The following is a 22,449-nucleotide window of genomic DNA, read 5'->3' on the forward strand; positions in this document are numbered from 1 at the left end:
TGAAATACTTGAGGGCATGCGATTTCTCCTCGAAGTGGCCATGGACGGCGACGCGTTGGCGAAGGATCCCGCCGGGGAGCTGGGGCGGATCCTGCGGTACTGGGGCGGGAACCTGCGGCACTGTCCGCTGGAGCCCGGGGACGGGTCGGTGGTCTACGACTCCGAGTACCGGGAAGTGGGACGGTGGAGGATCGAGGACGCGTCCTAGAGGGGAGCGGCCCCGGCGAGTGCGCGACGGCACAGGGCGTCGGCCCTTCGGGTGGTCTCCGGGAGGCGGTAGGCGGGGGTCAGGGCCAGGGTGTGGGCGCAGGCGTTGTCCAGGCTCACGCGGTGGCCGACCGAGACGAAGACCGGCTTGACGGCGTCCCTGGTGCGCAGGGCGCGGCCCACCTCCTCGCGGCCGGCGAGCAGCGGGGAGGCGCTGCCGCGCGGGGCGCCCGGCTCGTCGTGGGTGAAGACGAAGGGGTTCTTGGCAACGCCGATCGTCGGCAGGCCGGTGAGGACGCCGAGGTGGCTGGCCAGGCCGAAGCGGCGGGGGTGGGCGAGGCCGTAACCGTCGCACACCACCAGGCCGGGCGGGCACCGCAGGGCGTCGAGGGCTGCCAGCACGGTGGGGATCTCGCGGAAGGCCAGCAGTCCGGGGACGTACGGGAAGGAGATCCGGCCGACGGCCGTGGACTCGGCGACGAGATCGAGGGTCGCCGCGTCGAGGACGACGGCCGCGGCGGCGACGACATCCCGCTCGTCGTCGTACGCCACGTCGACGCCGGTGACGCGGCCCGTGCCGGGCGGCGGACCCGGTCCGTCGAGCACCACCCGCGCGCGGAGCGCGTCCTGGACCGTGCGGGCCTCTTCCTCGGTCACGGGCCAGTCGGCCGGTGTGCGTACGGTCGTCATGGTGCCCCGAGCCTACGGGGCCCGCGTGCTCCGCGCGAAGGGCGCCTCCCGGTCCGTCCCCTCCGCGCGGAGGCGGCTCACTTGCCGAGCGCCCGCTGGAGCTGGCCCTTGTTCATGTTCGAACGGCCCTCGATGCCGCGCTTCTTGGCCTCCTCGTACAGCTGGTCGCGGGTGGGCCCCTGGGAGCCCTTGCCGGACCGCTGGCCGCCGCGCTTGCCGGACGACATGTCCTGGGTCGAGGTGCGGCTGGCGGTCCTGGACTCGCCGGACCGGGCGCGCTCCTTGTTCACTGTCCGGGCGGCGATCTCCTTGGCACGCCCGGTGCTCTCGCCCCGGTCCTCGGCGCTGTCCTTGATGTGCTCGTACTGACGCTCCCGTTTGGGGCTGGAACCGCGTGGCATGTCCGCTCACTTCCTCTCGGGTACGGCGAACGGGTACCCATGCCGGCGGCGGTCAGAGCCCGGCGTGTGCGTCAGCGCTCCGGGCGGGCCGCCCTCCCCTTCTCCCCCGCCGCCCGCCGTCCGGCAGCCGTGGCCGGGCGGCGGTCGACCGTGTCGTACGAGCCGGTGTCGACGGTCCGCCGGGGGCGGCCCGCGTCGGTCGTCGGGCCGGGGTCGGTGGGGCCGACCGCGAGGACGGCGGTGCGGCTGCGCGGGAGCCGGGCGACGCCGGAGCGGGGGGCCGTCGGCAGTGGGCCGGCGGCGGGGCGCGGCAGCGGCCGGACGCCAGGCGCGGCCGCCGGCGGTGGTGCACTGGCCGGCCCCCGGGTGCCGGCCGGCCAGGCGGTGTCGCGGCCGACGACGGACAGTCCGCGACGCCGCACGTCCGGGGTCCCGGTGCCCCCGAGCGCCCCGCACGGCGACGTCCCGCGGTCCGGTCCGGGTGTCCGGGCCGGTACGGTCGTCAGGGCGGCCGGGCCGCCGCGCACACGGCTGCCGCGGTCACCCGGCGGCGTGTTCGCCTCGTCCGTCCCGTCGGTCGCGTGCTCCCCGAGCGCCTCACGGCGGAGGGAGCCGGCGCATCCATCGTCCGGGCCCCGCCCAGGGAGTCGCCCGACGGGCGGGAGGTGCGTCGGGCGGCCCGAGCGCCCCGGAGGGCGCTCGGGGAGAGCCCTGTCACTCGGGCGCATGAAGGCGGTGACAGAGGTCACTCGCTTCTCGTGTGCACGGATTGGCCGATTCCGTCGTCTCATCCAGTACCCGCCCCGATCCGCCCCGGAAGCCTGTCCAGCCGTCACGAGGGAGCAAGGCGTTGTCCACCGTCATCGAGCAGACCGTCGAGGCCCGTCTCGTCGCCGCCGCGCCGCGGATGCCGAGCATTCCCGCCACTCTGCACTACGACCGCGACGACCCGTTCGCCGTCCGCATGACCTTCCCCGCGCCCGCCACCCTGGAGGGCGTCGAGGTCTGCTGGACCTTCGCCCGCGACCTGCTCGCCGCGGGGATGCAGAAGCCCGAGGGCGACGGCGACGTACGGGTGCGGCCGTACGGCTACGACCGCACCGTGCTGGAGTTCCACGCCCCCGAGGGGACCGCCGTCGTGCATGTCCGCTCGGGCGAGCTGCGCCGGTTCCTGGAGGCCACCGGGGAGCTGGTGTCGGCCGGCCTGGAGCACTTCCGGCTCGACCTGGACCACGATCTCGCGGAACTGATGCGCGACGCCTGACGCGTACGGTCGGCGCCCTCCGCTCGTCGGGGCGTCGGGCTCGGCGTGCGCGGCGTGCGCGGCGTGCGCGGCGTGCGCGGCGTGCGCGCGGCCGTCGTCCCGCGCGTCCTCGTGCCGGGCGGTCCCCGCGCGGCGGGCCGGGGCGGCCGGGGCCGGGCTTCGCCGGCGGCGGGCGCGTGGTTTCCGTCGGCGGGATCCCCGCCCCTCCGGGGCCGTCGCCCCGGAGGGGCGGGGATCCGCGCGGGACGTGGCCCGCGTGCGCCTGGACGTGGCACCGGCCGACAGTGCGGGGCGGGAGCACATGACGTGCGCCCCGGGGGCGCACCCACATCGGCGCGCCCCTATGCGGGTGCGCCACAGGGGCGGGCCCTCACCGAGCGAAGGCTCATCGGCTCCTGACGAGCGAGGCCGGCGGCGCCTCGTCCCTCAGCTCCGAGCACAGCTCGCGCAGGACGGCGGCGAACGCGGGCGCCACCGCTCCGGCGCGGTGGGCCAGGGTCTCCGCGCGCCCGTCGCGGGAGGAGCCGTCCGGGGCGGACGGCAGACCCGCGGCGGCGGCGAGGGCGAGTAGGGTCGCGGTCGGTTCGGGGACGCCCTCCACTGGTGCGGATCCGGCCAGGATCCGGTGGGCCTCCCGGCGCAGGGCGTCCGCGCGGGCGGTGTCGGCCAGGACGTGCTCCACCGACGGGAACACCCCGAGGACCCGGTGCTTCTCGGCGCGCAGCACTCCCTCGGCCACCAGTTGCTCCCGGACCGCGTCCAGGGTGTACCGCGCCCGCAGCGTCACCCAGACGCGCCAGCGGTGCGGGCGGGACTCGCTGACCAGCTCCAGGAGACCGTCCAGGACCGGATCACCGGTCCTGGAGTCGAGGTCCCGGGGAGTGGCGATACCGTCGTCGTCGATCAGCAGGCCCCGCCGGGCCAGCTCGGCGAGGGCCCCGGCCCGTACCGCGGGAGCCTGCCGGGACGGGTCGGCGTCCCAGGCCAGCAGGGTCAGGCGGGCCGGCAGCGAGAGCGGGCCGTCGGGCACGGGGCCTCCTCCTCGGGGGCGGTGACGTCGTGCCCGGAAAAGCCGTTGACAGCCGTTCCGGGCACTCCTACGGTGTACAACGGTCCTGTTGCCGTCGAATGGAGAAGGACGTTGCTCGTCTGAGGTTCTGAGACACCGCGTCACACCGCTCGGGTGTGTACGTCGCGTGCGACCTCGGCGTTCGAGCCGTCCTTGCGCTCCTTGCGGAACAGGCCTTTCCTCGTGCCCAGGCCTTCCCTCCCGGCTGCCGGTCCTCGTCCCGCGGTGTCTCGATACGCGTTTGCCCCTGATCGTCCCGAGCAACCGCGGAGGCCCGCATGACACCATCCATCACCTGTACGTCCCTCGCCTTCACCTGGCCCGACGGCACCGCCGTCTTCGAGGGCCTCGACGTCGCCTTCGGCCCCGGCCGCACCGGCCTCGTCGGCGTCAACGGGTCGGGGAAGTCCACCCTGCTGAAGCTGATCGCCGGTGAGCTCCGGCCGACCGACGGCGCCGTCCGGGTCACCGGCGAGGTGGGGTACCTGCCGCAGAACGTGACGCTCGACACCGCGCTGAGGGTCGACGAGGCCCTCGGCATCGCCGCCCGGCGGGCCGCGCTGCACGCCATCGAGGCGGGCGACGTGGCCGAGGGGCACTTCGAGACCCTCGGCGACGACTGGGACGTCGAGGAACGCGCCCTGGCCATGCTCGGCGAACTCGGCCTCGGGCACATCGGTCTCGACCGCACCGTCGGCGAGGTGTCGGGCGGCGAGTCGGTGCTGCTGCGGCTGGCCTCGCTGCTGCTGCGCCGCCCGGACGTGCTGCTGCTCGACGAGCCCACCAACAACCTGGACCTGTACGCCCGCAGACGGCTGTACGCGGCCGTCGCGAACTGGCCGGGCGTCATGGTCGTGGTCAGCCACGACCGTGAACTGCTGGATCTGGTCGACCAGATCGCGGACCTCCGCCGAGTCGGTGCAACGGCGCGCAGCGCCTCGGCAGAGGGCGGCGGTGGTCGACGGGTGGGCGAAGTCACCTGGTACGGCGGCAACTTCTCGGCCTACGAGGAGGCCCTGGCCGTCGAGCAGGAGGCCGCCGAGCGGATGGTGCGCGTCGCCGAGGCCGACTTCCGCAAGCAGAAGCGCGAACTGTCCGAGGCCCAGGTCAAGTTGGCCCGCCGCAAGCGGTACGGACAGAAGATGTGGGACAGCAGGCGTGAGCCGAAGATCGTCATGGGGGCGCGCAAGCGCGCGGCGCAGGAGTCCGCGGGCAAGCACCGCGTCATGCACGAGGAGAAGCTCACCGAGGCCAGGGAGCGCCTCGACGACGCGGTGGAGGCCGTACGGGACGACGACGAGATCCGCGTCGACCTGCCGTACACGGCCGTACCGCCGGGTCGCGGGGTCCTCACCCTCATGGGCCTGGAACTGGAGCACGGCGCCCGGGTGAACGGCGGTTTCGATCTGCGCGGCCCGGAACGGGTGGCGCTGATCGGGCGCAACGGCGCGGGCAAGACGACGCTGCTGCGCACGATCGCCGGGGAGCTGGAGCCGGTGTCGGGCGAGGCGGACGCCCATGTGCCCCTGCGGTTCCTGCCGCAGCGGCTCGACGTCCTCGCCCCGGAGCTGACCGTCGCCGAGAACGTGGCCCGGTTCGCCCCGGGCGCCACCAACAACCGGATCCGGGCCCGGCTCGCCCGCTTCCTGTTCCGGGGCGCCCGGGCCGACCAGCAGGCGGAAACGCTCTCCGGCGGCGAGCGGTTCCGGGCGACGCTGGCGGCACTGATGCTGGCGGAGCCCGCGCCTCAGCTGCTGATGCTGGACGAGCCGACCAACAACCTCGACATGGCGAGCGTCCGCCAGCTGACCACGGCGCTGGAGGCGTACGAGGGAGCCCTGATCGTGGCCGGTCACGACCTGCCGTTCCTGGAGTCGATCGGCATCACCCGGTGGCTGCTGATGGAGGAGGGGGAGCTGAGGGAGATCACGCCGGAAGCCGACGGGTGGCCCGCGTAGCGTCCGCGGCGGTCCGGGCCGACGGCCGGTCACCGGTGGTTCCCCTCACCACCGCCGGGGGTGGCCCGGGCCGGGCCGGCCCTGCATGACGGCCGGGCCGGTGCCCGGGGGAACCGGCCGCTCCACGGACTCCCCCGGCACGGCCACCACGCCCCGTCCGATGCGGAGTCTCCCTCGTGCCGGCAAGAAGGCCCTCGTCCGTCGCCCCGCCCCCGTCCGGCCGAGGGGCTGGTGACGCGCATCGAGCGGGAGGGCGTCGACGTCGGCCGCGCGGTGGAACAGTGGGGGGCGTACACACGGACACTGCGCGCCCACGGCCGGGAGACGATCGAGGTGGCCCCGGCCGTCGACCGCCCGGACTCGGTGTTCGTGGAGGACAGGCCGTCATGTTCCGGAACGTGGCGCCGATCGCCCGCTCCGGTGCGCAGTCCCGGCGCGCGGAGACGCCCGGGGCCGAGAGGGCCGTGGCGTCGTCGGGCTGCTCGGTGAACCGGGTCCGGGGGCCGGGCACGCCGGACGGCGGCGGTGCGCCGAAGGTCGGCGACACGGTGTACGTGGGCCGGGGCGGGCGGACCGACGCGGCCGGGGTGCAACAGGTGCGGGCCGCGTCCGGGGCGCTGGGGGCGCGGCACCCGTCGCCGAGGCGCCGCACCTGAAACCGGCGGTCACGGCACTGCCGGACGGGACGGTCGTCGGGCGCGTGGCCCATGGACACACCGTCACCGTTCCCGCGTCTCCGGCCCGTTCCGGAGGCGGCCGGGGCGCACGTGGTGCTGCCCGACGGGGACGGGCTGCTGATGGCGGCGAGCGCGCCGAAGAGCGCTGAACTGTTCGCGGACCTCTGCTACGAGCCGGTCCTGGTGGACACCGGCGACCTCGAGAAGCGCGAGGGTTGCGTGACGTGCCTCCCGGTGCGGCTTCGTGAACTGCGCCTCTGACCAGTGACCGTGTCACCGTAGGGCGCAGCGATCCACGGCTCCGGGGCGGGACGACACTCCGGGGGAACCCCGCTGATCAGCCTCTTTACGACACCCTTAACCTACGGCTACGTAACCTACGGCTACGTAGCCTACGATTCCGTAGGTTCCCGGCACCGCTCGCCGGATCCCCGTATGTCACCGTCCCCATGGAGTCACCCGTGTCGCTCACCTCTCCCCACACTTCTCCCCACCTCGGCAGCCCTTCGGACTGGACCGACGCCCGGCTGTTGTACGCGCTGGAGGAAGTGGTCGAGAAGGAGCTCGACCGGCACCTGAAGGTCACCAAGGACTGGATGCCGCACGAGTACGTGCCGTGGAGCGACGGCCGCAACTTCCCCGGCTTCTTCGAGGACGGCGAGGCCTGGGACAAGGAGCAGTCGAAGGTCACCGAGGTCGGCCGGATCGCGCTGGTGGTGAACCTGCTCACCGAGGACAACCTCCCCAGCTACCACCACGAGATCGCCACGCTGTTCGGCCGGGACGGCGCCTGGGGCACCTGGGTGCACCGCTGGACGGCCGAGGAGGGCCGGCACGGCATCGTGATGCGGGACTACCTGCTCGCCTCGCGGGCGGTGGACCCGGACAAGCTGGAGCAGTTCCGCATGGCGCACATGAGCGAGGGCTTCGAGTCGGACAACCGGCACTCGATGCTCCACTCGATCGCCTACGTCGCCTTCCAGGAACTTGCCACCCGCATCTCGCACCGCAACACCGGCCACCAGTCCGGCGACCCGGTCTGCGACCGCATGCTGGCCCGGATCGCGACCGACGAGAACCTGCACATGGTCTTCTACCGCAACCTGCTCAAGTCGGCGTTCGAACTGGCTCCGGACCTCACGATGCAGGCGGTGCGCGATGTCGTGGTGAACTTCCGGATGCCCGGCCACGGCATCCCCGGGTTCGAGCGGGCGGCCGCGCAGATGGCCATCGGCGAGGTCTACAACCTGCGCATCCACCACGACGACGTGATCCAGCCGGTGCTCCGCTTCCTGAAGGTCATGGAGATCGACGGGCTGGGTCCCGAGGGCCTCAAGGCCCAGGAGGAACTGGGCCTGTTCATGGGGGGCCTGGACGCGGAGGCCGCGAAGTTCGACGAGAAGCTGGCGGCCCGCAAGGCCCGGATGGCGGCCCGCGCCGGCCACTGAGGCCCGGCCGGGGCGCGAGGGGCCGGGACGGCCCGATCGGAACCAGCGTGTCCGCCCGGGCGAGGCGGCGCGACCGCCTCTGCCCCACGTCCGGCCGCGCGTCGGCCCCCGTCGCGGGGGACGGCGCCGGCCGTACCGGTCCTCCCGGTCCGGCGACCGGCGACCGGCGACCGGCGACCGGCGACCGGCGACCGGCGGGGACTACCGTCCGGCGCGCCGCAGTTCCAGGCGCTCCTTCTCCGACATGCCGCCCCAGACACCGAAGCGCATGTCGTGGGCCAGGGCGTACTCGAGGCAGGCGCCCCGGATCGGGCAGAGACCGCAGATCCGCTTGGCCTCACGGACCGAGCTACCGGGCTCAGGGAAGAAGAAGTCTCCCCCCGTCTGCGCGCACAGCGCCTCCTCCTGCCAGGCGAGGTCGGGCGACGGAATCGTTTCGGTGTGCATGACCGAAAGCGTGCCGTGCGGCGAAAAACGTCCGATCAACGCGGAATCAACGGAGGGCCCTTTGGGCCTCCCACGACCGCATGATGATGACGCCGGGGCGCCCGGCGCGCACGGCGGCGCGCCGGGCGTGTCAGGTCTCGCGCGGATCACTCCTGAGGACGGCGAACCGTGCGCCGTACGGGTCCTCCAGGCGGGCCGTCCGGCCGGCGACGGAGGTGACGGGCATCAGCGCCCCGCCGCCCAGCTCGACGGTCCTGGCGACGGCGGTGCCCGTGTCGTCCACCCCGAAGCAGGGCAGCCGGTGGGGCCCGCCGGACTCCGCCCCGGCGGGGTCGTCGGCCTGCGGCACCAGCCCGCCGGACATGCCCTCCTCGCCCGTCCCGGCGGGGCCGACGGAGGTGCGGGCGCCGTCGGGGAAGGTCACCGCCGCGCCCTCCACCGCCCTGCCGGCTGTCGCCGGTGAAGCACTCGGGCGGATGTGTCACGGGCCCGCGGGCCGGGGGGGGTCGCACGGCCCGGCACTCGCGGAGTGCGCCGCGTCGAGGCGGGCCGGAGGGGCTCCACGCGGCCCGGCGCTTACGGGGCGCCTCCTCCGCTCCCGGCTTCTCCCTCTCCCGGCTTCGCTCGACCGGGGCCTCATCGCCCTGGGGCGCCTTCCGGGCCTTCGGGGCACTGGAGGAGGCACGACGTGCCCGCGGTCGGCGGAGGTCCTAGGCGGACGCCCGTCGGACCAGGGTCGTCGGGAAGATCACGGCGGACGGGGCGCCGTCGGCGTTCTCGTCGGACGCGGTGGTGCCGTCCAGGTCGCGCAGGAGGAGGCGGGCCATCAGCCGGCCCATCTCCTCGATGTCCTGGCGGACCGTGGTGAGCGGCGGTTCGGTCTGTTCGGCGATCGGCAGCATGTCGTCGAAGCCGACGACCGCCACGTCGTCCGGTACCCGCCGCCCGTGTTCGCGCAGCACGCGCAGGGCGCCCGCCGCCATGAGGTCGTTGCCGGCGAACACCGCGTCCAGGCCGGGGCAGCTGTCGAGGAGTCGCCGCATCGCCCGCTCGCCCCCGGCCGGGGTGAAGTCGCCCTCTGCGACCAGTCGCGGATCGGCGTCGACCATGACGTCGCGGAAGCCGTCGAGCCGGTCCAGCGCCGCGGTCTGGTCGAGGGCGCCGGTGATGTGGGCGACACGGCCGCGGCCGAGGCCGAGCAGATGCCGCACGGCGTCGCGGGCGCCGCCCCGGTTGTCGCTGTCGACGTAGGCGACGCCGCGCCGGCCGCCGTTCCAGTCGGGCCTGCCGCCGTAGACCGTCGGCAGACCGGCCCGCTGGATCAGTCCGGGCAGCGGGTCGTCGATGTGGAGGGAGAACACCAGTGCGCCGTCGACATGGCCGCCGGCCAGGTAGCGGCCGACGCGGGCGTGGTCGTCGCGGTCCTCGGTGAGCAGCAGCACGAGCTGGTTGTCGTGGGCCGTCAGCTCCTTGCTGATGCCGCGCAGCTGCCGGGCGAAGAAGGGATCGGCGAAGACCCGGGTCTCCGGTTCGGCCACGATGACGGCGATGGCGTCGTGGCGCTTCGTCACCAGGCTGCGGGCGGCCTGGTTCGGTACGTACCCGAGTTCCTCCACCGCCCGCCTCACCCGCTCGGCCAGACGTTCCCGCACCCCGTCGGAGCCGTTGACCACGCGGGAGACCGTGGCCCGGGAGACCCCGGCCCGCGCGGCCACGGCCTCCAGCGTGGGGCGCGGCACTGTGTCGGTCACTTCGGGGCTCCTCACCTGCGGCTGCGGGAAAGGATAGCCCCGGCCCGGCCACGGGCGAGAGCGCTCTCGGATCGCGTCCGGTGCGTCAGTGCCCGTGCTCGTGGCCCTCCCCGGCGGCCGCCCCGTGGGCGTGCTCGTGCGGGTCGTAGCCCGGGATGGTGCCGTCCGGCTTCCTCACCAGGAACAGGCCGACCATGCCCATGTCCGAGTGGCTCTGGACGTGGCAGTGGTACATCCAGGCGCCCGCCCCGACGCCCTCCCCCGCGATGACCTGGAAGCCGAAGGAGTCGGCCGGGCCGCAGATCTTGTTGTCGATGACCTGACTCGGGTCGTCGGGTCCGGTGAGCATGCCGGTGCGGTTGTCGGCCCAGCGGTGACCGTGCATGTGGAACGTGTGGTGGTACTCGCCGTGCGTGATCATGACGATCTCTACGCGGTCGCCCACGGTGGCCTCGAAGTCAGGGCCGGTGTGCGCCGGCTTGTTGTTGATCGACATGTCGTTGAAGACGATGGTGTGGGTCGCGTCGGGCAGGACACCGACGAGGGCTCGGGCGTGGACCGGGTCGAGTACGCGATCGGGGCCGACGGCGCCTGGCAGCCGTACACCGCCCCGGTCGTCGTCGACCAGGTCGGCACGCACACCGTGCGCTACCGCGCCCTGGACAAGGCGGGCAACGTGTCGGCGGAGAGGAGCGTCGAGTTCACCGTCGTCGCCCCGCAGTCGGACGACACCACCTCGCCGGAGACCTCGGCGACGGTGGCCGGCGAGAGGAACGACGACGGTGCCTACGTCGACATGGCGACGGTCACCGTCACCGCGTCGGACACCGGCACCGGCGTCAACACCATCGAGTACGCGATCGGCGCCGACGGCGCCTGGCAGCCGTACACCGCCCCGGTGATGGTGCACCGGGTGGGCGCCCACACGGTGCGCTACCGGGCCACCGACAGGGCGGGCAACGCGGCGGCGGAGAAGAGCGTGGAGTTCACCGTCGTCGCCGCTCCCCCGCAGGACACCGCCCCGCCGGCGACCGGCGTGACGGTGACGGGCGTCAGGAACTCCGCCGACGCCTACCTCGGTGAGGCCACCGTCGTCCTCAGCGCGGACGACGGGCACGGGGGCTCCGGCGTCGCCGGCATCGAGTACTCGCTCGACGGCGGGCCGTACCTGGCGTACACCGGCCCCGTGGTCGTCGACCGGGCGGGCCGGCACACGGTCGCGTACCGGGCGAGCGACCGGGTCGGCAACACCTCCGATCCGCTCACGGTGAGCTTCACGGTCGTGGCGGACGGCGGGGTGCCCGCGCCCCACTGCCCCGAGTACGACGAGCGGCTGACGGTGGTCGTCGGCACGGTCGACTCGGGCGTGCCGAACCGGGTCACCGACAACCGGTGCCGGATCGGCGAGCTGATCGAGGACGAGAAGGAGTGGACCTCACAGGCGCTGTTCCTGAAGCACGTGAGGAGCGTCCTGGAGGGGCTCAGGAAGAAGGGGGTCGTCGACCAGCAGGAGTACCGGGCGATCGACAAGGCGGCCCGTCAGTCCGGCATCGGCGAGCCCGGCCGGACCGAGGGCTACCACAAGATCCTCGACAGCAGTCAGGAGTCGTTCGCCAAGTGGGAACAGGTGGGCGGCGGTTCGTTCGCGCTGAACCCGGACGGGTCGATCACCTCCGGCACCACGAGGAGCGGGCTCGGCATGCTGTGGTTCCCCGAGCGCAAGTACGGCGACTTCTCGCTGAGGTTCCAGTGGCGTGACGACGCCCCGGGCGCGGGCAACGCCAACTCCGGCGTGTTCGTACGGTTCCCGCAGGTCCACGACCACCCGGAGGAGTCGCGGCCGGAGTGGGTCGCCATCACGTACGGGCACGAGGTGCAGGTGTTCGACTCGCCCACCGGCGACATGTACAAGACGGGCTCGGTCCACGGCTTCGACCGGGTCGGCCTGGCCGGCGCGGGCGTGACGCAGAAGGGCACCTGGAACGACTACGAGATCCGGGTGGTGGACCAGCACTACTCGGTCTACCGCAACGGCGTGCCGATCAACGAGTTCGACAACACCGGCGGCCAGGACTTCGCCCCGCCGCGCTCGGACGACCCGGGCACGGACGGGCGGCGGTTCACCTCCGGCCATATCGGACTGCAGGTGCACGGCACGACGGACGTCGTCTCCTACCGGGACGTCCGGATCAGGGAGCTGTAGGTCCCCACCGGTCAGGAAGCCGGGGTTCCGGCTTCCTGACCCGGCCCGGCCTCACCCGGCCGGGTCCCCGGCTCCCGGGTCAGGGCTTGATCAGCACCTTGACCGCGCCGTCCTGCTTCTTCTGGAACATCTCGTAGGCCCGCGGCGCCTCGTCGAGCGGCACCCGGTGGGTGGCGAAGTCGTCGACGCCCAGGGGGTCCTCGTCGGTGAGGTAGGGGATGATCTCGTCGCTCCAGCGGCGTACGTTCGCCTGGCCCATGCGCATCTGGATCTGCTTGTCGAACAGGGTGAGCATGGGCATCGGGTCGGCCATGCCGCCGTACACGCCGCTGATCGATATGGTGCCGCCGCGGCGCACCAGTTCGATCGCGGTGTACAGGGCGGCGAGCCGGTCGACGCTGAAGCGTTCCGCCATCGGACCGCTGAGCTTGCGGGGCAGCAGCGCCGAGGCGTTCTGCACCATGCGGGCCGCCGCGCTGCCGTGCGCCTCGGTGCCGACGGCGTCGATCACGGCGTCGGGGCCGCGGCCGTCGGTCTGGTCGCGGATCGCGGCGACGAGTTCCTTCTCGTCGTCGAAGGAGCGCAGGTCGAAGGTCTCCACGCCCCGCTGCTTCGCCCGGTTCAGCCGTTCCGGGACCAGATCCACGCCGAACACCCGTCCCGCGCCCTGGACCTGGGCGATCCGGCAGGCCATGTCGCCGATGGGGCCGAGCCCGAGCACGGCGACGCTGCCCCCCTTCGGGACACCGGCGTAGGCGACCGCCTGCCAGGCGGTGGGCAGGACGTCGGAGAGGTAGACGAACCGGTCGTCGGACGGGCCCTCGGGCACCTTGATCGGGCCGTACTGGGCCTGCGGGACCCTCAGGTACTCGGCCTGGGCGCCCGGCACCGCACCGTACAGCCGGGTGTAGCCGAACAGGGCCGCGCCCATGCCCTCGGAGCTGACCTGGGTGGTCTCGCACTGGGTGGGCAGTCCGGTCAGGCACATCCAGCAGTTGCCGCAGGCGATCTGGAACGGCACCACGACCCGGTCGCCGACCTGCAGGTCGGGCACCGCCGCGCCGACCTCCTCGACGATGCCCATCGGCTCGTGGCCGAGGATGTCGCCCGGGGCCATGAACGGGGTGAGGACCTCGTAGAGATGCAGATCGGATCCGCACAGTCCGGTGGAGGTGACGCGGATGATCGCGTCCGTCGGCTCCTCGATCCGGGGATCGGGCACGTTCTCCACCTTCACGTCCCGTTTTCCCTGCCAGGTCAGTGCCCTCATCGCAGCCTGCTCCCTCCGTGGTGACCGGTGTGTCGTTCACGCGGTGGGCGTCCGGGTACCCGAGCCGCCCCACGCCGAACCGCCGGCCGTCGACCCGGTCGGCGCAGGCCGCCGCACGGAGCGCCTCCGGCCGTCGCCGGCCGGAGGAACGCACGATCAGGACAACGGACGGCACGAGGCGGACGCGGTGGCGCCGGTGGGCGCGGAGTCAGGGGCGTGCCGCCGGGGCGTCCCGGCGGGGCCGCCGACCCCGTACACCGGAGACGGTGGGTTCCGGGAAGGGCCACCGTGCTGTGGGGCGGACGCGGGCGCCGGGCGCGCCGGGCCCGTCCGGCCGCGCGGGACGGCACCGCGTCCGCCGCCGTGGAGGGCGGGCGGACGGGCTTCGCGCACGGTCGGGTGTGGGGGTGTACGCGCGGACGGCCCGATCGGCCCGGTCAGCGCGGGGCCGCCGGGGAGGGGGCCGGATCGCGCAGGCCTTCGGCCGCGTCCGCCACCCGCCGGATCAGGTCGATGAAGAGCGCCTGCTCGTCGGCGTCGAGCGGGGCCAGGAAGACCTGGTTCATCCGCGCGGTGCGCACCGTCAGCCTGCGGTGGGTGCGCACGCCGTCGTCGGTGAGGCGCAGCAGGAAGCGGCGGCCGTCCTGCGGATCACGGACCTTGTCCAGCAGCCCGCGCCGGATGAGCCGGCCGATCACCTCGGCGATGGTGGACCGGTCCAGCCCGACCCGCTCCCCGACGGTGCGCTGGTCAAGACCCGGCTCGGCGACGAGCGCGTTGAGGACCGCGAACTGCGGCGAGGTGATCTCCTCGGAGACCATCGTGTTCCACAGCAGGTAGTGCGTCTGCTGGAGCCGCCGGGCGAGGTGCCCGGGGTGGGTGGCGAGGTCCACCGCGGCCATGTGCGCTCCCTCGTCGTTTTCGTTGGTGCACTGAACGATACCCGCACAGAGGCGTCCTCGTCGTGACCCCTGTGCCGTTCGGTACGTGTTTGAGCAGGGTATTGACGCTCCGACCCTCTCGATGGCAGCGTGTGGCCGACCTCGCGGGAATACTCAGTGCCCTGACTAACTCGGTCGGGTCGCCCGGAAAGGACGGGATCCCTCGGATGGACAAGGTGGTCGCCTCGGCTGCGGAGGCGGTGGCTGACGTGCCGGACGGCGCGTCACTGGCGGTGGGCGGCTTCGGCCTCAGCGGTGTGCCGAACGTGCTGATCCAGGCGCTGTACGAGCGGGGGGTCGACGGGCTGTCGGTCGTCTCGAACAACTGCGGGGCGATGGAGTCCGGGCTCGCGGTGCTGCTGGCGGCGGGCCGGATCGCCCGGGTGACCGGTTCCTACATCGGCGCGAACAAGGAGTTCGCCCGGCAGTACCTGGCCGGCGAGCTGGAGGTGGAGCTGATCCCGCAGGGCACCCTCGCGGAGCGGCTGCGCGCCGGGGGCGCCGGCATCCCGGCGTTCTACACCCCGGCCGGGGTGGGCACGCAGGTCGCCGAGGGCGGACTGCCCTGGCGCTACGACGGCTCCGGCGGGGTGGCGCTCGCCTCGCCCGCGAAGGAGGTCCGGGAGTTCGACGGCGCCCAGTACGTGCTGGAGCGCGGCATCCGCACCGACTACGCGCTGGTGCGGGCGGCGAAGGGCGACCGGCACGGCAACCTCGTGTTCAACAGGTCCGCCCGCAACTTCAACCCCCTCGCCGCGACGGCGGGCCGGGTGACGGTGGCGGAGGTGGAGGAGCTGGTCGAGCCCGGCGCCCTCGACCCGGACGCGGTACACCTGCCGGGGGTCTTCGTGCAGCGGGTGGTCGCCCTCACGCCCGAGCAGGCGGCGGACAAGAGGATCGAGCGGCGGACGGTGAGCGGCTGATGGCCTGGACACGGGAGGAGATGGCCGCGCGGGCGGCCCGGGAACTGCGCGACGGCCAGTACGTCAATCTCGGCATCGGCCTGCCCACACTGATCCCCAACCACCTCCCGGCCGGGGTCGAGGTGGTGCTGGAGAGCGAGAACGGCATCCTGGGCACCGGACCGTACCCTGCCGAGGCGGAAGTCGACCCGGACCTGATCAACGCCGGGAAGGAGACCGTCACGGTCCTTCCGGGCGCCTCCTTCTTCGACTCGGCGCTGTCCTTCTCGATGATCCGCGGCGGGCACATCGACGTCGCCGTCCTCGGCGCGATGCAGGTGTCCGGGCGCGGCGACCTGGCCAACTGGGCGGTACCCGGCAAGCTCGTCACCGGCATCGGCGGCGCGATGGACCTGGTCCACGGCGCCCGCACGGTGATCGTGGTGATGACCCACTCCGCGAAGGACGGCTCGCCGAAGATCGTGACGGAGTGCTCGCTTCCGCTGACCGGCAGGGAGTGCGTGGACCGGATCATCACCGACCTCGGCGTCCTCGACGTCACCGACGGCGGGCTCGTCCTCGCCGAAACCGCTCCCGGCGTGACCGTCGAGGAGATCACCGCCAGGACCGGAGCCGAACTCACCCTCGGGGAGGGCCTGTCGTGACCGACGTACTCACTCAAGCCGACATCGACCGGGAGATCGCGTCCGAGCGCGCCGCGTACGGGAAGCGGGTCGCCGACGGCGCGCCCGTCGAGCACCACCCGCGCCGTGACTACGCGCCGTACCGCTCCTCGGCGCTGCGCCACCCGAAGCAGCCGCCGGTCGCCATCGACGTCACCAAGGACCCGGAGCTGGTGGAGCTGTACTCCCCCGCGTTCGGGGAGCGGGACATCACCGAGATCGACAACGATCTCACCCGGCAGCACGCCGGTGAGCCGATCGGCGAGCGCATCACCGTCTCCGGCCGGCTGCTGGACCGCGACGGACGGCCGGTGCGCGGCCAGCTGGTGGAGATCTGGCAGGCCAACTCGGCCGGACGGTACGCCCATCGGCGTGAGCAGCACGACGCCCCGCTGGACCCGAACTTCACCGGCGTGGGCCGCACCCTCAGCGACGACGACGGCTCCTACCGCTTCACCACCATCCAGCCGGGCCCGTACCCCTGGCGCCAGCACCTCAACGCCTGGCGGCCCGCGCACATCCACTTCTCGGTCTTCGGTACGGCGTTCGCCCAGCGGCTGGTGACACAGATGTACTTCCCCAGCGATCCGCTCTTCCCGTACGACCCGATCATCCAGTCGGTGACGGACGACGCCGCCCGACAGCGGCTGGTCGCGACCTACGACCACAACCTGTCGGTGCCGGAGTTCTCGATGGGCTACCACTGGGACATCGTGCTCGACGGACCGCAGGCCACCTGGATGGAAGAGGGGCGCTGACCCACCATGACGAAGATCGACACCACCCGTCCGGAGACCGTGCTGCCCACCCCGTCGCACACGATCGGCCCCTTCTACGGCCACGCCCTGCCCTTCCCCGGCGGTGAGGACATCGCGCCCGTCGGACACCCGGACACCGTCACCGTGCACGGGTACGTGTACGACGGCGAGGGCCGTCCACTGCCGGACGCGCTGCTGGAGTTGTGGGGGCCGGACCCCGAGGGGAGGGTGCCGACGACGGACGGTTCGATGCGCCGGGACCCGGCGAGCGGCGGCTTCCTCGGCCGCAACGGCGTGGAGTTCACCGGCTTCGGGCGGATCCGGACCGACGCGAACGGCCACTGGTACGCCCGTACGCTCCGTCCCGGAGCCCGGGGCGGGAACGCGCCGTACCTCAGTGTGTGCGTGTTCGCGCGGGGGCTGCTGGTGCACCTGTTCACCCGGGTCTACCTGCCGGGCGACGAGGCGGCGCTGGCGGCGGACCCGCTGCTGTCCCGGCTCGACACCGGGCGCCGCGACACGCTGGTCGCGGGCGAGGAGAGCGCGGGCACGTACCGTTTCGACATCCGCCTTCAGGGCGAGGGCGAGACGGTCTTCCTGGAGTTCCAGTGACACCAGCCGATTCCGACACCGGCCTGCTCGCCCCCGGGTGGGCCGGTTCCCCGGCCGCCGCCGAGACGGCGGACACGGCGTTCCTGCGGGCGCTGCTCGATGCGGAGGCCGCGCTGACCCGCGCCCAGGCCGCACTGGGACTCGCCCCGGCCCGGGCGGCGACGGCGGTGACGGAGGCGGCCGACCCGGCCGGTTTCGACGTCGCGTCCCTCGCCGTACGGGCGCGGGGCGGCGGGAATCCGGTGATCCCGCTGGTCGCGGAGCTGACCCGGGCGGTCGGCGCGGAGCACGGCCCGTACGTGCACCGGGGGGCGACCAGCCAGGACGTGATGGACACGGCCATGATGCTGGTCGCCCACCGCGCCCTGGGACCGGTCCTCGCCGACTTCGACCGTTGCCGGCGGGCCCTGGCCCGCCTGGCCGCCGAGCACCGTGACACACCGATGCCGGGCCGGACGCTGACCCAGCACGCCGTACCGACGACGTTCGGGCTGAAGGCGGCCGGGTGGCGGTCGCTGGTGCTGGACGCGCGGGACCGGATGACGGCGGTACGCGGCTCACTGCCCGCCCAACTCGGCGGCGCCGCGGGGACGCTGGCGGCCTTCTCCGCGTACGGGGCCGAGGACGCCACCGCGCTGCCGGGCGCGTACGCCCGTGAGCTCGGGCTCGCCGAGCCCCTGTTGCCCTGGCACACGCTGCGCACACCGGTCGCCGACCTCGCCGGCTGTCTCGCCTTCGCCGCCGGCGCGCTGGGCAAGCTCGCCGTGGACGTCCTCACCCTCTCGCGCACGGAGATCGCCGAGGTCGCCGAGGGCGGCGGGGGCGGCTCCTCGGCCATGCCGCACAAGGCGAATCCGGTGCGCTCGACACTGATCGTCGCGGCGGCGCGGCGCGCACCGCAGCTCGCGGCGACACTGTACGGCTCGCTGGTGGCCGAGGACGAGCGGCCGGCCGGCGCCTGGCACGCCGAGTGGGAACCGCTGAGGGACCTGCTCCGCCTGGTGGGCGGCGCCGCCCGGGACGCGGCCGAACTGGCCGAGGGACTGCGGGTGTGTCCGGAGGCCATGCGTGACCACCTCCGGCTCACCCACGGACTGATCGTCTCCGAGCGGCTGTCCGCCGAACTGGCGCCGGTCCTCGGTCGCGCCCGCGCGAAGGAGCTGCTCACGGAGCTGGCCCGGCGGGCGTACCAGGAGGGGCGCGACCTCGGCGAACTGCTCGCCGGAGAGAGCGAGCTGGAGGAGACCGACGTCTCCTCGCTCATCGACCCCGCCCATTACACCGGTTCCGCCGGCCCGCTCACCGACCGCGCCCTGGAGCGACGTTGACCGACACCCTCCTCAACCACCTTACGGAAGGCCCTTCTTCCGCTCCCCCGCTGCTGCTCGGCCCCTCGCTCGGCACCTCGTACGCCCTGTGGGACGAGGTGGCGCCCGAGCTGTCGGTCGCGCACCGCGTGGTCCGCTGGGACCTGCCGGGGCACGGCGGTTCGGCGGCGGGGCTGATCGGCGCCGGTGCGACCGTCGGCGACCTCGCCGGCCTGGTGCTCGCGCTCGCCGACGCGCTCGGCATCGAGCGGTTCGCGTACGCGGGCGTCTCGCTGGGCGGCGCGGTGGGGCTGCATCTGGCCGTGCACCATCCGGACCGGCTGTCGTCGCTGGCCGTGATCTGTTCCTCGGCGCACTTCAACGGCGCGAAGCCGTGGCAGGAGCGGGCGGCGCTGGTGCGTCGCGAGGGGCTCGCCGGCCTCGCGGAGGGCGCGCACGCCCGGTGGTTCACGTCCGGGTTCACCGTGCCGGGGCTGGTCCGGGACCACCGGGAGGCCGACCCGGGGGCGTACGCCGCCTGCTGCGACGCGCTGGCCTCGTTCGATCTGCGGGACCGGCTGGCGGAGGTGTCCGTGCCGACGCTGCTGGTGGCCGGCCGGGAGGACCCGGCGACGCCGCCCGAGCATCTGCGGGAGATCGCGGACGCGGTGCCGGACGCCGCACTGGTGGAGATCCCGGGCGCCTCGCACCTGGCGCCGGCCCAGCGCCCGGAGGCGGTGCTGACCGCGTTGCGGACGCACTTCGGCGGGGCCGCCCGGCGCGGTATGGAGGTGCGCCGGGAGGTGCTGGGCGACGCGCACGTGGACCGGGCGCAGGCCCGGCAGACGCCGTTCACGGCACGCTTCCAGGACTTCATCTCGCGCTACGCCTGGGGCGAGATCTGGACCGACCCGACCCTCACCCGCCGCGAACGCAGCATGGTCACGCTCACGGCGCTGGTCGCGCACGGCCACTACGACGAGCTGGCCATGCACGTCCGCGCGGCGCGCCGCAACGGGCTCACCGCCGAGGAGATCGGGGCGGTGCTGCTCCAGACGGCCGTGTACTGCGGGGTCCCGGCGGCGAACTCGGCGTTCGCGACGGCTCAGCGGGTGCTGGCGGAGGAGGACGGGTAGCCGGGGGCGTCCTCGGCGCTAGCGCGGTCCCACGCCCGCCCCGAGCTCCTCCCTGGCCCGCTCCACCAGGCCGTCGGCGCCGCAGGAGCGGGCCAGGGCGAGGCCGCGCTCGAGGTCGGGGACGGAACGGGCGAGGATACCGTACTCGACTCGGGCCGCGGCGTGTTCGTACTGGCAGGGGGAGGACTCCAGGTAGGCGACCGCCTGGGCGGCGAGGCGGACCGCGCGCTGGCCGGTCTCCAGGGCGGCGGCGACGCGCAGGGCCTCTCCTATGGCGGTGTCCGTGCCGAAGCGTTCGGCCTGCCGGCGGACGTCGACGGCGAGCCGGGCGGCACGGACGGGGTCCTCGGTGGCGAGGGCGCGGGCGAGGTCGGCGGCCCAGAAGACGTGCACCGGATTGTGGTGGCCGCGCACGGCCGCCGCCTTCTGCGCCGCCTCCAGTTCGTTGACGCCCTCCTGGACACGGCCGACGGCGAGCAGCAGCCGGCCGCGCACGGAGCGCGGGTCGGGCAGCACGATGGTGGACGGGTAGGGCGGTGCGAAGCCGTACCGTTCGGCCACCTCCCATGCCTCGTCGACATGACCGCGCGCGAGCAGGGTGTCGACCAGGTTGCAGGTCGCCGTCCAGTACAGGGGCAGTCCGCGGCCGACGTGTTCGGCCAGGCGCAGGGACTCGCGCAGTGCCGCCTCCGCCGCCTCCAGCCGGCCCCGCCTGCGGCGTCCGAGTCCCACGTAGGCGTGGGCCAGGGCCAGGTGGCCGCCGCTCCAGCCCGCCGTGTCGTAGGCGTGCAGGGCCTCGTTGTAGAGGCTCTCGGCGCGATCGAGGCGGTCGGTGTACGCGTAGGTGTCAGCCAGCATCAGCAGCAGCTCCACGCCCCACTCGGAGTCGGTCCAGCCGAGGCCGGGGGCGAGACGGCCGTTGACGAGGGCGCGGTCGCAGATCTCGACGATCTCCTCGGCGTTCTCGCCGCGCATCATGGCGTCGAAGCCGCGGACGATGAGCAGCGCACGTTCGGAGTTGTCCCGGCCGGTGCAGGTGGCGGCGAGTTCGGCCAGCCGTTCGGATCGGCCGGGGGAGGCGGTCTCGCCGGCGTGGATGCCCTCCCACATGAACTGCACGGTCCGCAACCGCATCTGCGCGGGGCCGGGTCCCAGCCGGGAGGCCTCCGCCTCGACGGTGCGGACGGCCTCCTCCATCTGGTCGTTGTGCAGCAGCGCCTGGGAGAGGCGGACCACGGCGTCCACCCGCCGGTCGCCGTCGAGGCCGGGCATGCCGAGGGCGGCCCGCAGATGGCCGATGGTGCGGGCGGGTGCGGTGAGGAAGGTGGCGCAGCCCAGTTCGTAGAGGACCCGCGCGTGGACCTCGGGGCGGGGCGGTTCCTCCAGGGCGCGTTCCAGGCAGCGGCGGGCGGCGTCCGGGGCGCCGACGGCGAGGTGCTCGCGGGCGGCCTCGCGCAGTTGCCGGACGAGTTCCTCGTCGTCCTCCGGGTGCACTTCGAGGAGGTGGCGGGCCGCCGCGGCGGCGCCGCGTCCGGAGTCGGTGACGATCCGGGCGGCTATGCCGTGCATGGCGCGGCGCAGGGCGTCGGGGATGGAGTTGTAGACGGCGGTGGCGATCAGGGGGTTGACGAACTCGAGGTCGGCGGGAGCGGTGCGGATCCTGGCGGACGGGTCGGCGACGGTGAGTATGCGGGCGCTGCGCAGGCGTTCGGCGCAGCGGGCGGCGGCGTCGACGTTCAGGGTGGAGAGCCGGGCCACCAGGTCGACGGTGATGTCGTTGCCGAGGATGGCGGCGGCCCAGGCGAACCGGGTGGCGTCTATGCCGAGTTGCTCCAGGCGGGCGACGAGTCCGCCGCCGCGGGCGGAGCGGTTCAGGTCCCGCAGTTCGCCGGCGTGGGCCTCGACGGGTTCGAGTTCGGTGTCCTGGACCTTGGCGAGGAGTTCGACGGTCTCGTAGGGGTTGCCGTCGGTGACGGCCCAGACCTCGCGGCAGAACGCGGCGTCGGCGTTCTCGCCCAGGGTGGCGCGGGTGAGTCCGGCTGCGGCCTCCGGGGTGAGGGCGCTGAGCACGGCGACGGGCCGGTCGGCGGCGACCGCGTCCAGATACCGGGCGCCGGCCTCGGAGATCCCGCCGGGCCGGCGGGCGACCACGACGAGGACGCAGACGTCCGCCAGGCGTTCGGCGAAGGAGGCGAGCCAGCGCAGGGTCTCCTGGTCGGCCCAGTGCGCGTCGTCGATCAGCAGGACCAGCGGCCAGTCCCGGCGGGCCAGCCGGTGCACGACGGCGACCAGTCCCTCGCACACGCCCTGCGGGTCGGCGTACCGCTCGCCGGGGTCGGTTATGCCGAGGGCGGGGCCGGCGATGTCGTACCAGTCACCGAGGTACTCGCGCGCCTCCTCCGGCAGCATCGACACCAGTGCGGGCTGGAGGAGCTGGCGCACGACGTTGAAGGGGACGGAGCGCAGGGTCTCGCCGGCGCGGGCCGACCACACGGTGCAGCCGCGCTGCTCGGCGATGCGGCGGGTCTCGGCCAGCAGCGCGGTCTTGCCGAACCCGGCCTCGCCCTGGAGCACCAGCAGACCGCCCGGTGAGGAGCGGTCCGCGCACAGGGTGTCGACGGCCTGTGTGATCACGGCGACTTCCTCGTCGCGCTCCCACAGAGCGGCCGGGGGCCGCATCTCCGTCATCCCGCTACCTCCCCGAGTCGCCCGAATGACGTACAGA

The 22,449-nt window shown here is 73.6% G+C and carries 20 protein-coding genes and 3 pseudogenes; 12 read left to right on the plus strand and 11 right to left on the minus strand.

Features of this window, described 5'->3' with window-relative positions:
• Nucleotides 1–16: 16 nt before the first annotated feature.
• A complete protein-coding gene (locus KYY02_RS08005) occupies nt 17–208 on the plus strand; it encodes a hypothetical protein (protein ID WP_371236874.1) in 192 nt (63 codons plus the stop codon).
• Here KYY02_RS08005 and KYY02_RS08010 read toward each other — a convergent pair.
• The 3 genes from KYY02_RS08010 to KYY02_RS08020 all read right to left on the minus strand — a co-directional run bounded on the left by KYY02_RS08010 (nt 205) and on the right by KYY02_RS08020 (nt 1,720).
• Nucleotides 205–897: an endonuclease V gene (locus tag KYY02_RS08010; protein ID WP_371236875.1), complete on the minus strand. Its 693-nt coding sequence runs from the start codon at nt 895–897 to the stop codon at nt 205–207. The genes KYY02_RS08005 and KYY02_RS08010 overlap by 4 nt on opposite strands.
• Before the next feature lie 77 nt (nt 898–974).
• Nucleotides 975–1,298, minus strand: a complete 324-nt coding sequence (locus tag KYY02_RS08015; RefSeq protein WP_371236877.1) for a plasmid stabilization protein — start codon at nt 1,296–1,298, stop codon at nt 975–977.
• A 71-nt stretch (nt 1,299–1,369) separates the two neighbouring features.
• Entirely contained in the window at nt 1,370–1,720 is a 351-nt protein-coding gene (locus KYY02_RS08020) for a hypothetical protein (protein WP_371236879.1), read from the minus strand.
• A gap of 428 nt (nt 1,721–2,148) precedes the next feature.
• Here KYY02_RS08020 and ssgD point away from each other — a divergent pair, with 428 nt between their 5' ends.
• Nucleotides 2,149–2,562, plus strand: coding sequence for a spore wall synthesis regulator SsgD (ssgD, locus tag KYY02_RS08025; RefSeq protein ID WP_371236881.1), 414 nt, complete (start codon nt 2,149–2,151; stop codon nt 2,560–2,562).
• Between the two features lie 385 nt (nt 2,563–2,947).
• Here ssgD and KYY02_RS08030 read toward each other — a convergent pair whose 3' ends face one another.
• A complete protein-coding gene (locus tag KYY02_RS08030; RefSeq protein WP_371236883.1) occupies nt 2,948–3,592 on the minus strand; it encodes a GOLPH3/VPS74 family protein in 645 nt (214 codons plus the stop codon).
• A gap of 317 nt (nt 3,593–3,909) precedes the next feature.
• On the opposite strand from KYY02_RS08030, the gene KYY02_RS08035 reads away from it, so the two are divergent.
• The 3 genes and pseudogenes from KYY02_RS08035 (at nt 3,910) to KYY02_RS08045 (ending at nt 7,714) form a co-directional block, all read left to right on the plus strand.
• Nucleotides 3,910–5,589 (plus strand): ABC-F family ATP-binding cassette domain-containing protein, encoded by a 1,680-nt coding sequence (locus KYY02_RS08035; protein ID WP_371236884.1) that lies wholly within the window; start codon nt 3,910–3,912, stop codon nt 5,587–5,589.
• Between the two features lie 160 nt (nt 5,590–5,749).
• Nucleotides 5,750–6,527, plus strand: a pseudogene (locus tag KYY02_RS08040) (N(G),N(G)-dimethylarginine dimethylaminohydrolase).
• A gap of 200 nt (nt 6,528–6,727) precedes the next feature.
• The gene (locus tag KYY02_RS08045) at nt 6,728–7,714 is read left to right on the plus strand and encodes an acyl-ACP desaturase (RefSeq protein WP_371236885.1); all 987 of its coding nucleotides are present in this window, start codon (nt 6,728–6,730) and stop codon (nt 7,712–7,714) included.
• A gap of 201 nt (nt 7,715–7,915) precedes the next feature.
• On the opposite strand, the gene KYY02_RS08050 is transcribed toward KYY02_RS08045, so the two are convergent.
• From KYY02_RS08050 to KYY02_RS08065, 4 genes and pseudogenes are all read right to left on the minus strand, one after another.
• A complete protein-coding gene (locus tag KYY02_RS08050) occupies nt 7,916–8,161 on the minus strand; it encodes a WhiB family transcriptional regulator (protein WP_371236887.1) in 246 nt (81 codons plus the stop codon).
• Between the two features lie 130 nt (nt 8,162–8,291).
• Entirely contained in the window at nt 8,292–8,585 is a 294-nt protein-coding gene (locus tag KYY02_RS08055) for a VOC family protein (RefSeq protein WP_371236888.1), read from the minus strand.
• Nucleotides 8,586–8,871: 286 nt separating this feature from the next.
• Nucleotides 8,872–9,912, minus strand: coding sequence for a LacI family DNA-binding transcriptional regulator (locus KYY02_RS08060; RefSeq protein ID WP_371236890.1), 1,041 nt, complete (start codon nt 9,910–9,912; stop codon nt 8,872–8,874).
• An 85-nt stretch (nt 9,913–9,997) separates the two neighbouring features.
• Nucleotides 9,998–10,453: pseudogene (locus KYY02_RS08065) on the minus strand (multicopper oxidase domain-containing protein); the annotation flags it as partial.
• Here KYY02_RS08065 and KYY02_RS08070 point away from each other — a divergent pair.
• Nucleotides 10,448–12,115: pseudogene (locus tag KYY02_RS08070) on the plus strand (OmpL47-type beta-barrel domain-containing protein); the annotation flags it as partial. The pseudogenes KYY02_RS08065 and KYY02_RS08070 sit on opposite strands and share 6 nt — an antisense overlap.
• A 79-nt stretch (nt 12,116–12,194) precedes the next feature.
• Here the strand turns inward: KYY02_RS08070 and KYY02_RS08075 are convergent.
• Nucleotides 12,195–13,385: a zinc-dependent alcohol dehydrogenase gene (locus KYY02_RS08075; RefSeq protein WP_371236894.1), complete on the minus strand. Its 1,191-nt coding sequence runs from the start codon at nt 13,383–13,385 to the stop codon at nt 12,195–12,197.
• Nucleotides 13,386–13,822: 437 nt separating this feature from the next.
• Nucleotides 13,823–14,287, minus strand: a complete 465-nt coding sequence (locus KYY02_RS08080; protein WP_371236895.1) for a MarR family winged helix-turn-helix transcriptional regulator — start codon at nt 14,285–14,287, stop codon at nt 13,823–13,825.
• Nucleotides 14,288–14,493: 206 nt separating this feature from the next.
• On the opposite strand from KYY02_RS08080, the gene KYY02_RS08085 reads away from it, so the two are divergent.
• The 6 genes from KYY02_RS08085 to pcaDC are packed head-to-tail and all read left to right on the plus strand — an operon-like array spanning nt 14,494 to nt 19,724.
• Nucleotides 14,494–15,249: a CoA transferase subunit A gene (locus tag KYY02_RS08085; RefSeq protein ID WP_371236897.1), complete on the plus strand. Its 756-nt coding sequence runs from the start codon at nt 14,494–14,496 to the stop codon at nt 15,247–15,249.
• Nucleotides 15,249–15,893 carry a CoA transferase subunit B gene (locus tag KYY02_RS08090; protein WP_371236898.1) on the plus strand — a complete coding sequence of 215 codons (645 nt, stop codon included), beginning with the start codon at nt 15,249–15,251 and terminating at the stop codon, nt 15,891–15,893. The genes KYY02_RS08085 and KYY02_RS08090 overlap by 1 nt, the downstream gene beginning before the upstream one ends.
• Nucleotides 15,890–16,669, plus strand: coding sequence for a protocatechuate 3,4-dioxygenase subunit beta (gene pcaH / locus KYY02_RS08095; RefSeq protein WP_371236899.1), 780 nt, complete (start codon nt 15,890–15,892; stop codon nt 16,667–16,669). The genes KYY02_RS08090 and pcaH overlap by 4 nt, the downstream gene beginning before the upstream one ends.
• 6 nt (nt 16,670–16,675) lie before the next feature.
• Nucleotides 16,676–17,281 (plus strand): protocatechuate 3,4-dioxygenase subunit alpha, encoded by a 606-nt coding sequence (gene pcaG, locus KYY02_RS08100; protein WP_371236900.1) that lies wholly within the window; start codon nt 16,676–16,678, stop codon nt 17,279–17,281.
• A complete protein-coding gene (gene pcaB / locus KYY02_RS08105; RefSeq protein WP_371236902.1) occupies nt 17,278–18,609 on the plus strand; it encodes a 3-carboxy-cis,cis-muconate cycloisomerase in 1,332 nt (443 codons plus the stop codon). The genes pcaG and pcaB overlap by 4 nt, the downstream gene beginning before the upstream one ends.
• Nucleotides 18,606–19,724: a bifunctional 3-oxoadipate enol-lactonase/4-carboxymuconolactone decarboxylase PcaDC gene (gene pcaDC / locus KYY02_RS08110; RefSeq protein WP_371236904.1), complete on the plus strand. Its 1,119-nt coding sequence runs from the start codon at nt 18,606–18,608 to the stop codon at nt 19,722–19,724. Before pcaB ends, pcaDC begins: the two co-directional genes overlap by 4 nt.
• 18 nt (nt 19,725–19,742) lie before the next feature.
• Here the strand turns inward: pcaDC and KYY02_RS08115 are convergent, their stop codons facing one another.
• Nucleotides 19,743–22,412 (minus strand): ATP-binding protein, encoded by a 2,670-nt coding sequence (locus KYY02_RS08115; RefSeq protein WP_371236906.1) that lies wholly within the window; start codon nt 22,410–22,412, stop codon nt 19,743–19,745.
• Nucleotides 22,413–22,449: the final 37 nt, after the last annotated feature.

Origin of the sequence: Streptomyces pimonensis (assembly GCF_041380215.1) — a bacterium.
GTDB classification, from domain to species: domain Bacteria; phylum Actinomycetota; class Actinomycetes; order Streptomycetales; family Streptomycetaceae; genus Streptomyces; species Streptomyces pimonensis.

Excerpts from the sequence above, each read along its gene's own strand:
- KYY02_RS08005 (WP_371236874.1), top strand. The coding sequence starts at position 17 with ATGCGATTTCTCCTCGAAGTGGCCATGGACGGCGACGCGTTGGCGAAG.
- KYY02_RS08010 (WP_371236875.1), bottom strand. The coding sequence starts at position 897 with ATGACGACCGTACGCACACCGGCCGACTGGCCCGTGACCGAGGAAGAG.
- KYY02_RS08015 (WP_371236877.1), bottom strand. The coding sequence starts at position 1,298 with ATGCCACGCGGTTCCAGCCCCAAACGGGAGCGTCAGTACGAGCACATC.
- KYY02_RS08035 (WP_371236884.1), top strand. The coding sequence starts at position 3,910 with ATGACACCATCCATCACCTGTACGTCCCTCGCCTTCACCTGGCCCGAC.
- KYY02_RS08050 (WP_371236887.1), bottom strand. The coding sequence starts at position 8,161 with ATGCACACCGAAACGATTCCGTCGCCCGACCTCGCCTGGCAGGAGGAG.
- KYY02_RS08075 (WP_371236894.1), bottom strand. The coding sequence starts at position 13,385 with ATGAGGGCACTGACCTGGCAGGGAAAACGGGACGTGAAGGTGGAGAAC.
- KYY02_RS08080 (WP_371236895.1), bottom strand. The coding sequence starts at position 14,287 with ATGGCCGCGGTGGACCTCGCCACCCACCCCGGGCACCTCGCCCGGCGG.
- KYY02_RS08085 (WP_371236897.1), top strand. The coding sequence starts at position 14,494 with ATGGACAAGGTGGTCGCCTCGGCTGCGGAGGCGGTGGCTGACGTGCCG.
- KYY02_RS08090 (WP_371236898.1), top strand. The coding sequence starts at position 15,249 with ATGGCCTGGACACGGGAGGAGATGGCCGCGCGGGCGGCCCGGGAACTG.
- pcaG (WP_371236900.1), top strand. The coding sequence starts at position 16,676 with ATGACGAAGATCGACACCACCCGTCCGGAGACCGTGCTGCCCACCCCG.
- KYY02_RS08115 (WP_371236906.1), bottom strand. The coding sequence starts at position 22,412 with ATGACGGAGATGCGGCCCCCGGCCGCTCTGTGGGAGCGCGACGAGGAA.